This window comes from Streptomyces sp. NPDC056224 (assembly GCF_042267665.1).
In the GTDB taxonomy this organism is placed as follows: Bacteria; Actinomycetota; Actinomycetes; order Streptomycetales; family Streptomycetaceae; genus Streptomyces.
The window spans coordinates 170,530-184,451 of sequence record NZ_JBHJTK010000010.1 but is presented as its reverse complement, the minus strand read 5'-3'; the positions used below and the strand labels follow the sequence as shown (position 1 = coordinate 184,451).

The window sequence follows — 13,922 nt, the reverse complement described above, 5'->3', positions numbered from 1 at the left end:
GCCTGCTCAGGACCCGTCCGACGGACGCCAGGCGTAGCGGTGCTCGGGGCGACCGGTCTCGCCGTAGCGCAGGGCCAGACTGACGCGGCCGGAGCGTTCGAGGAGCTTGAGGTAGCGCTGGGCCGTCTGACGGCTGATGCCCGCGCGGTCGGCGATCTGCTGGGTGGACAGCGGGCCGTCGGCGGAGCGCAGGACCTGGCGGACCAGTTCCGCGGTGGTGGGCGAGTGGCCTTTGGGCAGGTCGTTCGGGGATCCTGCGGCGGCGAGGGCGCCGAAGATCCGGTCCACCTGGGCCTGTTCGGCCTCGCCGCCGGTCTCCAGGGTGCGGCGCAGCGTTCCGTACGCCTCCAGCTTCGTGCGCAGGCCGGCGAAGGTGAAGGGCTTGACCAGGTACTGGAGGGCGCCGAGGCGCATGGCGGCCTGGACGGTGGCCAGGTCGCGCGCGGCCGTGACCATGATCACGTCGGTGCGGTGGCCGAGCTGGCGCAGGCGGCGCACCAGGTCGAGGCCGTTCCCGTCCGGGAGGTAGTGGTCGAGGAGGATCAGGTCCACCGGGTGGGAGACGAGGAAGTCGAGGGCCTCGGCTGCCGAATGGGCCTGCGCCGCCACGTGGAATCCGGGAACCTTCGCCACGTACGCCGCGTTGATCCGGGCAACACGCATGTCGTCGTCGACGACCAGTACGGCCAGGGCGCCGATCGGGGTCTCGTTCATCGCAGGGCCTCCGGGAGTACGACGGAGAACTCCGCCCCTCCGTCCGCTGTCCCGCCGGCCCGGGCGCTGCCGCCCTGCCGCTCCGCGAGGCGGCGTACGAGGGCGAGGCCCAGCCCGCGCTCGCGGTGGGCCTTGGGCTGCTTGGTCGACCAGCCTTCCGTGAAGATTTCCTCGCGGCGTGCGGCAGGAACCCCTGGGCCGCTGTCGCGCACGAGGAGCACGGCCGTGCGGCCTTCGGCGCGCAGCTCCACCTCGACCAGGGGCGCCGTCGAACCGGCCGCGGCGTCCAGGGCGTTGTCCACCAGGTTGCCGAGGATCGTGACGAGGCCGCCCGGGTCCACGAGCCGGTCGGGCAGGAGCGTGGCCGGGGCCAGCCGCAGGGGGACGCCGCGCTCCGCGGCCACCGTCGCCTTGCCCACGAGGAGGGCTGCCAGCAGCGGGTCGTGGACCTTCTCGGTGACCTGTTCGGCGGTGGTGCGGTGCACCCCGACGACCTCGGTCACGAACTCCACCGCCTCCTCGTGCAGGCCCAGCTCCAGCAGGCCGAGGAGGGTGTGGAGGCGGTTGGCGTGTTCGTGGTCCTGCGCGCGCAGGGCGTCGATCAGGCCCCGGGTGGAGTCCAGCTCGCGGCCCAGGCGCTCCAGTTCGGTGCGGTCGCGCAGGGTGGCGACGGCGCCGCCGTCCTCGGTGGGCATCCGGTTCGCGACCAGGACCCGCTGGCCCTGGACGGTGACCAGGTCCCGGCCCCTCACGCGGCCCGACAGGACGTCGGCGGTCCGGCCGGCGCCGATCACCTCGTCCAGCGGGCGTCCGGCGAGGGAGCCGGCGGAGTCCGCAGTGAGGCCGAGCAGTCGGTGGGCCTCGTCGTTGACCAGCCGGATCCGGCCCTCCCGGTTGAGGGCGATCACGCCCTCGCGGATGGAGTGCAGCATCGCCTCGCGCTCGGCGAGCAGCCCGGCGATGTCGGAGAAGGCCAGGTCGCGGGTCTGCCGGTGGATCCTGCGGGACAGCAGGTAGGCGGCGAGTGCGCCGGCGGCCAGCGCTCCGCCCGCGTAGGCGAGCAGGCCCGGGATGGCGCCGAGCAGCCGGTCGCGGACGCTGTCGTAGGCGATGCCGACCGAGACCGCGCCGACGATCTCGCCGTCGGCGGCCAGGAGAGGGACCTTGCCGCGGGCCGAGCGGCCCAGGGTGCCCTCGTCGATCTCCATGACCTCGCGGCCGGCCAGGGCGGCGCTGGGGTCGGTGGACACGGGCAGTCCGATCCGTCCGGGGCTGGGGTGCGAGCGCCGGATGCCGTTCAGGTCGATGACGACCACGTATTCGGCGCCCGTGGCCCGGCGGACCCGCTCGGCCGCGGACTGCACGGGGCTGTCCGTCGTAGCGCGGGAGTCCAGGAGGTCGGCGGCCAGCGAGGGGTCGGCGGCGGCGCTCTGCGCGATGGCCAGGGCGCGCCGCATGGCCTGGTCGTCGAGCTGTGCGCTCAGCGGGGCCAGGAACAGCCCGGTGGCCAGCGCGACGACCCCGCCGGCGATGGCCAGCTGGGTCAGCAGGATCTGCGAGACCGCCCGTCTGGGCAGCCCGAGGCGCCGAGCGCTCATGAGGAGGAACCGCATGAGCAGCAACGGTAGGTCGGCTCCGGCAAAAGCGGAATGTTCCTCCTGCACGCGAATCGCCTGCGTTGTTCGCGCCGGCTTGCGCAGGGACGCCGGCCGCGGCCGGTGCTGTGGCCGGAGGGGGTGTGCAGGGTCGCGGCGTTCCCCCGGCTACCGCTGGAGGGGCCCCCGGGTGCGGTGCGTCGCAGGGCGGAGGGCCGCGGCTCGTACGGGACCTACCGGCGTGGTCCGGCTGACCCGGGAGGTGCCGTGCCGGGGGCCGTGACCCGGTGGACCCTGCCGGTCACGGCACTGGCGGGCGGGGGTGAACGGTGCGGTGCCCCAGCGGATCCGGGCCGCGCCCGTCACGGCATCGGCTGTGGCGGGCGCGGCCCCTGGTACTCGCCGCTCGGCCGCATCCGCAGCGGGCGCTCCTGGTACTCCTCCAGCGCGTGTGCGATCCAGCCCGCCGTGCGCGCCACCGCGAAGACCGTCTCGCCGGCCTCCGCCTTCATCCCGCACGACACCGTCAGCACCGCCAGCGCGAGGTCCACATTGGCGTGGAGCCCGCCCTGCCGAGCCATGACCGCGGACACCTCGCGCGCCGCGGCCAGCGCGGGGCCGGCCTGCGCGAGGCCCTCCAGCCGCCCGAACAGCGCTCCCGCACGCGGGTCCTCGCCCCGGTAGAGCCGGTGGCCGAGCCCCGGCACCCGGCGCCCCGCCCGCAGGTACTCCGCCACCACGGGGGCGGCTCCGCCCCGGTCCAGGACCTCCACCAGCATCCGGTGCGCCAGCCGTCCGGCCGCACCGTGCAGCGGCCCCTCCAGGGCGCCGAGTCCGGCCGACACCGCCGCGTACGGATGGGCCCGCGCCGACGCGGCCACCCGTACCGCCAGGGTGGAGGCGGCCAGATCGTGGTCGGTGAGGAGCGCCAGTGCCAGGTCGAGCACGGCCAGTGCGTCCGGGTCCGGCGCCCGCTCGGTCAGCCGTGCCCACAGCTGCCGGACCGTCCGGCCGTCGCCGGCCCACGGGGCGGGCCCCACCACGGGCAGGGCGCCGACCAGTGTGGGGATCAGGCAGCGCGCGGAGCCGAGTACGGCCTCCTCCGACAGGTCGAAGCGCAGCGGATCCGCCACCGCGGCGGCGGCGACCGCCACCCGCAGCCGGTCCACGGGACCGCTGTGCTCCGGCAGCGCGGCCACCGCACGCCGCGCCGCGGCGAGCGGCTCCGGGGGAGCGGTGAACCGGGCCCCGCGTGGGAGCGTCCCCGTCCAGAGCCACTCCGCGACCTCCTCGAAGGAGTACCGCGAGGCCAGCTCCACGGCGTCCACGCCCCGGAAGTAGTAGCGGTCCGGCTCGATCAGCGTGAGGGCCGTGCGCACGGCGAGTTCCCCGGCCGGGCCCGCCGCCTCCCGCCGGCTGCGCCGGGCCAGCTCCTCCACCTCGCGCGCGTCGAAGCTGCTGCCGCGCCCGACCGGATCCCGTCGGCTCGTGAGCTGGCCGCGGCTCACGTAGGCGTACACGGTCGCGGGCTTCACCCCGAGCAGCTCGGCGGCCTGCCGCGTGGTGAGCCGTCGCTCTTCGTTCATGCACGCCAGGTTACATATATTGATTCAATCAATATTGACAAGGATTCTATCAATCATCGATGGTCGATACATGAACACCACCGACACCACTGTCGAAGTACCCCGCGGTCTGGCGGGAGTCGTGGTCACCGAGACCGAGCTCGGTGACGTCCGGGGACGCGAGGGCTTCTACCACTACCGCCAGTACTCGGCCGTCGAGCTCGCCGGGAGCCGGACCTTCGAGGACGTGTGGCACCTGATGTTCCGCGGCGCCCTGCCCGCGGAGGCCGCCGAGCGCGCCGCCTTCGCCGCCGAGACGGCCCCGCTGCGCCGGCTCCCCGACGAGGTGCGCGATGCCCTGCCCGCGCTCGCCCGGGCCACCGCGCTCTCCGGACCCCTCGCCGGGCTGCGTACCGCGCTCTCGCTGCTCGGCGCCTCCGCGGGATTCCGCCCGGTCTACGACCTCGACCCCGTCCGCCGGGCCGCCGACGCGCTGGCCGCCTGCGCCGCCGTGCCGACGCTGCTCACCGCGCTGCACAGGCTGGGTCAGGGCCTGGAGCCCGTCGAGCCCCGCGACGACCTCCCCCACGCCGCCAACTACCTCTACATGCTGACCGGGCAGGAGCCCGATCCCCTCAAGGCCCGCGCGGTCGAGCGGTATCTGATCTCCACCATCGACCACGGATTCAACGCCTCGACCTTCACCGCCCGCGTCATCGCCTCCACCGGCGCGGACGTCGCGGCCTGCCTGACCGGGGCGATCGGCGCGCTCTCCGGCCCGCTGCACGGTGGCGCCCCGAGCCGGGCCCTGGACACCCTCGACGCCATCGGCACCGTGGACCGGATCGGGCCGTGGATCCGCGAGCGGGTCCTGGCGGGTGACCGGATCATGGGCTTCGGCCACCCCGTCTACCGCACCGAGGACCCCCGCTCGCGCATGCTGCGCGACATCGCCCGCGGATTCGGCGGCCCCCTCGTGGACCTCGCCGTCGAGGTCGAGCGACAGGTCGAGGAGATACTCGCCGAACTCAAGCCGGGCCGCGAACTGCACACCAACGTGGAGTTCTACGCGGGCGTGGTCATGGAACTGTGCGGGCTCCCGCGCGAGATGTTCACCCCGACCTTCTGCGCGGCCCGCGTGGTCGGCTGGAGCGCCAACATCCTCGAACAGGCCGCCGACTCGAAGATCATCCGCCCGGCTGCGCGGTACACCGGTCCCACCCCGCCGCAGCCGGTGCCGCCGCTCGGCTGACGGAGCCTGGCTACGATCGGCCGGGTGAACAGCAGGCAGCCCATCCCCGTCGTCGTCCTCGCCGGATTCCTCGGATCCGGCAAGACCACCGTGCTCAACCACCTCCTCGCCCACCGGGGCGGCACCCGGATCGGAGTCGTCGTCAACGACTTCGGTTCGATCGAGATCGACGCCATGTCCGTGGCCGGCCAGCTCGGCGACTCGATGGTCTCCCTCGGCGGCGGCTGCCTGTGCTGCGCGGTCGACGGCAGCGAACTCGACGCCTACCTGGAGAAGCTCGCCGCGCCCGTCCACCGCATCGACGTGATCGTCATCGAGGCGAGCGGGCTGGCCGAGCCCCAGGAGATGATCCGGATGCTCATGGCCAGCGAGAACCGGGCCATCCGCTACGGGGGCATGGTCGAGGTCGTGGACGCGGCGGAGTTCGACGCGACCCGGACCCGGCACCCGGAGACCGACCGCCACCTCGCCGTCGCGGACCTGGTCGTACTCAACAAGACCGACCGGGTGGACGCCGCGGAGCGGGCCCGGATCGAGAAGGAGCTCGCCGTGCTCTGCGCCCCCGGCATCCCGGTCGTGGGCGCCGACCACGGGCGGATCGATCCGGAGCTGCTCTTCGACCGGCGGCCCTGGACCGAGACCCGCGGGCAGCTCTCCTTCGAGGACCTGCTCGCGGAGGCCGAAGACCACGACCACGACGGCGGTCACGCCCACGACGGCCACGCGCACGCCGCGTACGAAAGCGTCGGGTTCGTCTCCGAGCAGGCCCTCTCACCACGCCGGTTCATCGACTTCCTCGACCGCCGCCCCGCCGGGCTCTACCGGATCAAGGGCTTCGTCCACTTCGGTGTCCCCGGGCACGAGGAGCGGTACGAGGTCCACGCGGTCGGCCGCTTCCTCCGCTTCGCCCCGCAGCCCTGGGGGCGGGGCGAAGCGCGCCTGACGCAACTGGTCCTGATCGGCTCCGGCACCGACGGACCGGGGCTCCTGCGCGAACTGGAGGCCTGCCGCGAAGCGGCCCCGCACGAGGCGCGCCCCGAGAGCATGTGGGGTGTACTGCGGTACGTGGCCCGGCCCGCGGACCCGGAGGCCGAGGCCCCCGGAGCCGACACCCTCTAGGCGACCTCCACGCCGTACTCCCGCAGCAGGCCCTCCAGCCCGGCCCGGTAGCCCTTGCCGCCGATCACGAAGTCCCAGTCGCCGTTCGCCCGGCGCCGGAAGGACCCGAGCACCAACGCCGTCTCCCCGGCCCGGCCGTCGGAGACCTCCAGCTGCCCGGTCTCCGTGCCGGCCGCGTCCAGGAGCCGGATCCGGGCCTCGGTGAAACCGGCCAGGTCGGCGTGCGGATCGGCCTCCGGGTCGATCGCGGCCACCAGGACCAGGCGGTCGGCCGCCTGCGGCAGTGCGTCGAAGGCGACCTCCAGCGCCGCCTTGTCGGGCGCCGCGTGGGCGCGGGTGCGGACCGAACCGTCGGGCGTCCGCGGATTGTTGAAGAAGACGAAGTGGTCTTCGCTCAACACCCGGTTGCCCGCGCAGACCAGCGCGCACACGTCGAGCGCGACCGCGCCCGACCAGGACATGCCCAGCACGTTGTGGTCCGCAGAAGGAGCGGGATCGGGCGTTCGCCGCGCCGCGACGCCCGCGCCGGCGCCGTCTCCCAGGCGCCCCCGCAACCCGTACTGGTGAAGGAGCTCCACGAGCTTGTCCCCGGGAACCAACTCCAGGGGCTTGCCGTTGGCAAAGGTGTACGACCCCGGCCCGAAGGACGCGGTGGTGACCAGCACCCCCTTGTTCGCCCCCTTGTCCTGGACCGTGCCGTACAGATCCCGTACCGCCGTCGGCGGCACGGTGTTGCGGTAGCGCTTGACCTGCACCACGATCCGTCCGCCCCGGATCGGGGCCGGGTCCAGCGCCTCGACGTCCACCCCGCCGTCGCCCGACCGCTGGGTGGTCACCGCCTCCATGCCCATCGCCCGGAAGAGCTCGGCGACCAGGTTCTCGAAGGCGATCGGGTCCATCGCGAAGAGGTCGGGCTCGTCCTCGTCGCCGCCCGCGTGCCCGCCGTGGCTGACGACCCCGCCGCCGACCTCGTCGGGCCGGCGCCCGGGGCGTACCGCGGTCAGCTGGTCGGGCCGCGCCGACAGCTGCCCGCGCAAGCCTTCCACCAGGCAGTCCACCGCGCTGACCTGCTCCAGCCGCAGTTGCTCGAAGGCGGGCCGGGCCGCCGACACGGTGGCGAGGACGATCTGCGCCTCGCGGCCCGTCGCCGGATCGTGGTCGTCCACGAAACCGTTGACGACCACCGAGTCCAGCGCTCCGAACTCGTCCGCGGCGTAGAGCTCACGCACCACCAGGAGCACGCACTGCGCCAGCAGGTCCCGGTACAGCGCCCGCCGCTGCGTGGCCGGGCGGGCCGTCTCCTTGTCCTGGCCCGTACTCGACACGTACCGCACCGACTTGGCCTGCGGAACCACGGAGTACCCCGGCAGCTCCCAGTCCAGTGCCAACTGGCGCGCCCCCGGGTCGTACGCTGCCGCCACCTGCCTCGGCAGCGCCTCGGGCCAGGCCGTCGAGGCGTACAGGGCGGCCGAGAAGTACTCCACCACGGCCTCGGCGTCGCCCGCGCGCAGCCTCCCGGCCAGCTCTACCAGCCCGTCGTTGTGCCCGCGGATCCCGGCCAGCTGCTCAGCGGCCCAGCGGTCGTACTGCTGCCGGTATGCCGCCAGCTGGCGCTGCCGCTGGGCCTCAGCGGCGTTCGCGGCCTGCCAGGCCTGCGTGTACCGGGCGTGAGCCTCGCGTTCGGCCTGCGCCCGCCGGTTCGATCCGAGCGTCCAGCCCGAGCTCTGCTGGAACTGGTGCAACTGCGGCATCGGCACGGGGTGCGCCAAAGTGCCCGGGGAGAAGGGTTCGAGCCGCTCGGACCGGACCAGCCCGGCCATCCGGAACGCCGGCGCCCGGCACCCCGTGGCCAGCAGGCCCTGCAGGGCGGCGACTTCCGCCTCGATGTGCTCCGTACGCCGTCGGGCCTCGGCCTCGCGGTACTGCCGGTCGGCGGCCTGCTGCCGGCGCCGCCGACGCTCCGCCTCGCGCTGCTGGATCACCTGCGTCTGCTGTATCCGGCGCTGAGCCTCCGCCCAGTCCCCGATCACTCCGCCCGAGCGACGACTCATCAGCTCTGTTCTCCCGCCCCACCCGCCAGTGCCAAGAGGGAAAACATTAGTCGCCCTTCAGGTGGTACGTCCCCCGTCGGGCGTACCACCTGAACGCCGTCGTACGTCCTACAGCGCGGCTCCCGCCAGCGCGCCGACGGTCGCAGGCAGCGCCGTCCCCGAGCCGTCCCGGCGCGGGTCCACGGCCGGAAGCTCGGCCGGAGTGCCGTTCGCCGACGCCGCCCGGACCGGAGAGTTGCCCGCCCAGGCCAGAACCAGCACGTCCTCACCCTTCAGGAACCGCTGGCAGCGCACGCCACCGGTGGCCCGGCCCTTGCGCGGGTACTGGTCGAAGGGGGTCAGCTTCCCGGACAGCACCGAGTCGTCCAGCGTCCCGTGGGAGCCCGCCACCGTGAACACCATCGCGTCCCGGGCCGGGTCGACCGCCGAGAAGTGGATCACCTTGGCGTTGTCGGAGAGCTTGATGCCCGCCATACCGCCCGCCGGGCGGCCCTGCGGGCGCACCTGGCCCGCCGGGTAGCGCAGCAGCTGGGCGTCGTCGGTGAGGAAGACCAGGTCCTCCTCACCCGTGCGCAGCTCGACCGCGCCGACGATCCGGTCGCCGTCCTTGAGGGTGATGACCTCCAGCTCGTCCTTGTTGGCCGGGTAGTCCGGGACGACACGCTTGACCACGCCCTGTTCGGTACCCAGGGCCAGGCCCTGCGAGGACTCGTCCAGCGAGGTCAGGCAGATCACCTTCTCGTCCGCCTCCAGCCCGGTCAGGAACTCCGTGATCGGCGCTCCGCCCGCCAGGGCCGGTGCCGCCGCCGTGTCCGGCAGCTGCGGCAGGTCGATCACGGACAGCCGCAACAGGCGCCCCGCGGAGGTCACCACGCCCACCTCGGCCCGCGCCGTCGCCAGGACCTGCGAGACGATGAGGTCGTGCTTGGCGCGCTTGCCGTCCGCCTCCGCCAGCGGCTCACCGGTCACGGTGCGCGCCAGCAGGCCCGTCGAGGACAGCAGCACGCGGCAGGGATCGTCCGCGACCTCCAGCGGAACCGCCGCGATCGCCGTGCCCGCCGACTCCAGCAGCACCGTGCGCCGCTCGGTGCCGAACTTCTTCGCGACCGCCGCCAGTTCCGCGGAGACCAGCTTGCGCAGCTCGGTGTCGGACTCCAGGATCCCGGTCAGCTCGTCGATCTCGCCGGTCAGCCGGTCGCGCTCGGACTCCAGCTCGATCCGGTCGAACTTCGTGAGCCGGCGCAGCGGGGTGTCCAGGATGTACTGGGTCTGGATCTCGCTCAGCGAGAACCGCTCCATCAGCCGGGCCTTGGCCTGCGCGGAGTTGTCGCTGTCCCGGATGAGCCGGATGACCTCGTCGATGTCGATGAGCGCCACCAGCAGGCCCTCGACCAGGTGCAGGCGGTCGCGGCGCTTGGTGCGGCGGAACTCGCTGCGCCTGCGGACGACCTCGAAGCGGTGGTCCAGATAGACCTCCAGCAGCTCCTTGAGGCCGAGCGTCAGCGGCTGCCCGTCCACCAGGGCCACGTTGTTGATGCCGAAGGACTCCTCCATCGGCGTCAGCTTGTACAGCTGTTCCAGGACGGCCTCGGGGTGGAAGCCGTTCTTGATCTCGATGACCAGGCGCAGGCCGTGGGAGCGGTCGGTGAGGTCCTTGACGTCCGCGATGCCCTGGAGCTTCTTCGAACCGACCAGGTCCTTGATCTTCGCGATGACCTTCTCGGGGCCGACCGTGAAGGGCAGTTCCGTGACGACGAGGCCCTTGCGGCGCGCCGTCACGTTCTCCACCGCCACCGTCGCGCGGATCTTGAAGGTGCCGCGGCCGTTCGCGTAGGCGTCCTTGATCCCCGAGAGCCCGACGATCCGGCCGCCCGTGGGCAGGTCGGGACCCGGCACGAAGCGCATCAGCGCCTCCAGGTCCGCGTGCGGGTAGCGGATCAGGTGGCGGGCGGCCGCGATGACCTCGCCGAGGTTGTGCGGGGGCATGTTGGTGGCCATGCCGACCGCGATCCCGGACGCGCCGTTGACCAGCAGGTTGGGATACGCGGCGGGCAGCGCGACCGGCTCCCGCTCCTGGCCGTCGTAGTTGGCGGTGAAGTCGACGGTGTCCTCGTCGATCGACTCCGTCATCAGCGACGTGGCGTCGGCCATCTTGCACTCGGTGTAACGCATCGCGGCCGGCGGGTCGTCGTTGCCGAGCGAACCGAAGTTGCCGTGGCCGTCGACCAGGGGCAGCCGCATCGAGAAGGGCTGGGCCATGCGCACCAGGGCGTCGTAGATCGACGCGTCACCGTGCGGGTGGAGCTTGCCCATCACCTCGCCGACGACTCGGGCGCACTTCACGTACCCGCGGTCGGGGCGCAGACCCATCTCGTTCATCTGGTACACGATGCGGCGGTGCACCGGCTTCATGCCGTCCCGGGCGTCGGGCAGGGCACGGGAGTAGATCACCGAGTACGCGTACTCGAGGAAGGAGCCCTGCATTTCGTCGACGACGTCGATGTCGAGGATCCTCTCCTCGAAATCCTCCGGCGGCGGGGTCTTCGTGCTGCGGCGGGCCATCGCTGCGCGGCTCCTTAACCAAGAATGAGTGTGCTGGGGGTCTGACGCGGACCATTGTGGCCCGAGGCACCGACAACGCCGACTCCGACCCAGGGTGTGACCCGGGAACTTATCCGGCGGTCGACGCGCTTGCATACAGTGGCAGGTCTGACAGAAATCTCTGCATCGCGATCGAAGGGACCACATGCCCATGGGTCACACGGCCACAGCCCAGGCCGGCTCCGGCGGCCTGACAGCGACCGAACACCGGCTGGCCAACGGCTTGCGCGTGGTGCTTTCCGAGGACCACCTGACCCCGGTCGCCGCGGTATGCCTCTGGTACGACGTCGGCTCGCGCCACGAAGTCAAGGGACGAACCGGCCTGGCTCACCTCTTCGAGCACCTGATGTTCCAGGGTTCGGCGAGCGTACCGGGCAACGGTCACTTCGAGCTGGTCCAGGGCGCCGGAGGCTCCCTGAACGGCACCACCAGCTTCGAGCGCACCAACTACTTCGAGACGATGCCGACCCACCAGCTGGAGCTCGCGCTGTGGCTGGAGGCGGACCGCATGGGCTCGCTCCTGGCCGCCCTGGACGACGAGTCCATGGAGAACCAGCGCGACGTCGTCAAGAACGAGCGCCGCCAGCGGTACGACAACGTCCCGTACGGCACGGCCTTCGAGAAGCTGACCGCCCTCGCGTACCCCGAGGGCCACCCGTACCACCACACGCCGATCGGCTCCATGGCCGATCTGGACGCCGCCTCCCTGGAGGACGCGCGCGCCTTCTTCCGCACGTACTACGCGCCGAACAACGCGGTGCTGTCGGTCGTCGGCGACATCGACCCGGAGCGCACGCTCGCCTGGATCGAGAAGTACTTCGGCACCATCCCCGCGCACGACGGCAAGCAGCCGCCCCGTGACGGCTCCCTGCCCGACGTCATCGGCCGGGAGCTGCGCGAGGAGATCGTCGAGGAGGTCCCGGCGCGTGCGCTGATGGCCGCCTACCGGCTCCCGCACGACGGCACCCGCGAGTGCGACGCCGCCGACGTGGCGCTGACCGTCCTGGGCGGCGGCGAGTCCTCACGGCTCCACAACCGTCTGGTACGCCGCGACCAGACGGCCGTCGCGGCAGGCTTCGGCATGCTGCGCCTGGCCGGCGCGCCCTCCCTGGGCTGGCTGGACGTCAAGACGTCCGGCGGGGTCGACGTGCCCGACATCGAGGCGGCCGTGGACGAGGAGCTCGCGCGGTTCGCCGCCGAGGGCCCGACGGCCGAGGAGATGGAGCGCGCCCAGGCGCAGCTGGAGCGGGAGTGGCTCGACCGGCTGAGCACGGTCGCGGGCCGCGCCGACGAACTGTGCCGCTTCGCGGTGCTCTTCGGAGACCCGCAGCTGGCCCTGACCGCCGTCCAGCGCGTCCTCGCCGTCACCGCCGAGGAGGTGCAGGCCGTGGCCGCGGCCCGGCTGCGCCCGGACAACCGCGCGGTGCTGGTCTACGAGCCGATCACCGCCGACGCCGACGCCGCCGACGAGTCCGACGAGAACGACGCGAACGAGAACGAGGGGGCGGAGCAGTGAGCGACACCGCAGCCGTCACGATGACCTTCCACCCGCGCCCGCAGGCCGGGGAACCGCAGCCGTGGGCCTTCCCCGCCCCCGACCGCTCGGATCTGGCCAACGGCCTGACCCTGCTGCGCTGCCACCGCCCGGGCCAGCAGGTGATCGCGGTCGAGGTCAACCTCGCCGCCCCGCTGGACGCCGAGCCCGAGGGCCTGGACGGCGTGGCCACCATCATGGCCCGCGCGCTGTCCGAGGGCACCGACAAGCACTCCGCCGAGGAGTTCGCGGCCGAGCTGGAGCGCTGCGGCGCCACCCTCGACGCGCACGCCGACCACCCGGGCCTGCGGGTCTCCCTGGAGGTTCCGGCCTCTCGGCTGCCCAAGGCCCTCGGCCTGCTCGCCGAGGCCCTGCGCGCGCCGGCCTTCGCCGACGCCGAGGTCGACCGCCTGGTGCGCAACCGGCTCGACGAGATCCCGCACGAGCTGGCCAACCCGCAGCGCCGCGCCGCCAAACAGCTCTCCAAGGAGCTGTTCCCGGCCTCCCTGCGGATGTCCCGCCCCCGCCAGGGCACCGAGGAGACGGTCGCGCGGATCGACTCCTCGGCCGTACGCGCCTTCTACGAGGCCCACGTACGCCCCGCCACGGCCACCGCGGTGGTCGTCGGCGACCTGACCGGCATCGACCTGGACGCCGTGCTCGCGGACACCCTGGGCGCCTGGACGGGCAACGCCGCCGAGCCCCTGCCGGTGCCGCCGGTGACCGCCGACGACACCGGTCGCGTGGTCATCGTGGACCGGCCCGGCGCGGTCCAGACGCAGCTGCTGATCGGCCGGATCGGGCCGGACCGGCACGACCGGGTCTGGGCGGCCCAGGTGCTCGGCACGTACTGCCTGGGCGGCACCCTGACCTCACGCCTCGACAAGGTGCTGCGCGAGGAGAAGGGGTACACCTACGGCGTGCGCGCCTTCGGCCAGGTGCTGCGCTCGACCGCCGACGGCAAGGGCGCCTCGATGCTCGCCATCAGCGGCTCGGTGGACACACCGAACACCGGCCCGGCGCTGGAAGACCTCTGGAAGGTGCTGCGCACCCTCGCGGAGGGCGGCCTGACCGATGCCGAACGGGACGTGGCGGTGCAGAACTTGGTGGGTGTGGCCCCGCTGAAGTTCGAGACTGCGGCCTCGGTCGCCGGAACCCTCGCGGACCAGGTCGAGCAGGAGCTGCCGGACGACTACCAGGCGCAGTTGTACGCGCAGCTGGCCGAAACCGGGACGGTGGAGGCGACTTCGGCGGTCGTGAAGGCCTTCCCGGCGGACCGGCTGGTCACCGTCCTGGTCGGCGACGCGGCGCAGATCGAGGCGCCGGTGCGCGCCCTCGGGATCGGCGAGGTGAGCGTCGTCACCAACTGACGGCAGCGGTCGGCCAACTGGTCGATTCGGAAGGGGCTTCGGCGGGCTTGTCCGCCGGAGCCCTTTTTGTCCGATTGGTGGTGAGGTTGCTTTTATGTGGTGTGGCGTACGCAACAAAAAG

The 13,922-nt window shown here is 72.7% G+C and carries 9 protein-coding genes; 4 read left to right on the top strand and 5 right to left on the bottom strand.

Going from position 1 to position 13,922, the window contains the following annotated elements; translation table 11 throughout:
* Window positions 1–6 precede the first annotated feature (6 nt).
* From ACFCZ1_RS15990 to ACFCZ1_RS15980, 3 genes are all read right to left on the bottom strand, one after another.
* Window positions 7–714 (bottom strand): response regulator, encoded by a 708-nt coding sequence (locus ACFCZ1_RS15990; RefSeq protein ID WP_376678876.1) that lies wholly within the window; start codon window positions 712–714, stop codon window positions 7–9.
* Entirely contained in the window at window positions 711–2,327 is a 1,617-nt protein-coding gene (locus tag ACFCZ1_RS15985; RefSeq protein ID WP_376678875.1) for an ATP-binding protein, read from the bottom strand. Before ACFCZ1_RS15985 ends, ACFCZ1_RS15990 begins: the two co-directional genes overlap by 4 nt.
* Before the next feature lie 344 nt (window positions 2,328–2,671).
* Complete coding sequence (locus ACFCZ1_RS15980) at window positions 2,672–3,895, bottom strand: citrate synthase (protein ID WP_376678874.1); 1,224 nt, start codon at window positions 3,893–3,895, stop codon at window positions 2,672–2,674.
* Between the two features lie 70 nt (window positions 3,896–3,965).
* Between ACFCZ1_RS15980 and ACFCZ1_RS15975 the strand changes: the two genes are divergently transcribed.
* Together ACFCZ1_RS15975 and ACFCZ1_RS15970 are read left to right on the top strand one after the other, a co-directional pair.
* Window positions 3,966–5,126 (top strand): citrate synthase/methylcitrate synthase, encoded by a 1,161-nt coding sequence (locus tag ACFCZ1_RS15975; protein ID WP_376678873.1) that lies wholly within the window; start codon window positions 3,966–3,968, stop codon window positions 5,124–5,126.
* A gap of 24 nt (window positions 5,127–5,150) precedes the next feature.
* Entirely contained in the window at window positions 5,151–6,245 is a 1,095-nt protein-coding gene (locus ACFCZ1_RS15970) for a CobW family GTP-binding protein (protein WP_376678872.1), read from the top strand.
* Here the strand turns inward: ACFCZ1_RS15970 and ACFCZ1_RS15965 are convergent.
* Together ACFCZ1_RS15965 and ACFCZ1_RS15960 are read right to left on the bottom strand one after the other, a co-directional pair.
* Entirely contained in the window at window positions 6,242–8,296 is a 2,055-nt protein-coding gene (locus ACFCZ1_RS15965) for a restriction endonuclease (protein WP_376678871.1), read from the bottom strand. The genes ACFCZ1_RS15970 and ACFCZ1_RS15965 overlap by 4 nt on opposite strands.
* Window positions 8,297–8,404: 108 nt before the next feature.
* Window positions 8,405–10,858, bottom strand: coding sequence for a DNA topoisomerase (ATP-hydrolyzing) subunit A (locus ACFCZ1_RS15960; RefSeq protein ID WP_376678870.1), 2,454 nt, complete (start codon window positions 10,856–10,858; stop codon window positions 8,405–8,407).
* A 190-nt stretch (window positions 10,859–11,048) separates the two neighbouring features.
* Here ACFCZ1_RS15960 and ACFCZ1_RS15955 point away from each other — a divergent pair, with 190 nt between their 5' ends.
* Both ACFCZ1_RS15955 and ACFCZ1_RS15950 read left to right on the top strand, forming a co-directional pair.
* The gene (locus ACFCZ1_RS15955) at window positions 11,049–12,413 is read left to right on the top strand and encodes a M16 family metallopeptidase (RefSeq protein ID WP_376678869.1); all 1,365 of its coding nucleotides are present in this window, start codon (window positions 11,049–11,051) and stop codon (window positions 12,411–12,413) included.
* A gap of 20 nt (window positions 12,414–12,433) precedes the next feature.
* Complete coding sequence (locus ACFCZ1_RS15950; RefSeq protein WP_376678908.1) at window positions 12,434–13,801, top strand: M16 family metallopeptidase; 1,368 nt, start codon at window positions 12,434–12,436, stop codon at window positions 13,799–13,801.
* Window positions 13,802–13,922 lie beyond the last annotated feature (121 nt).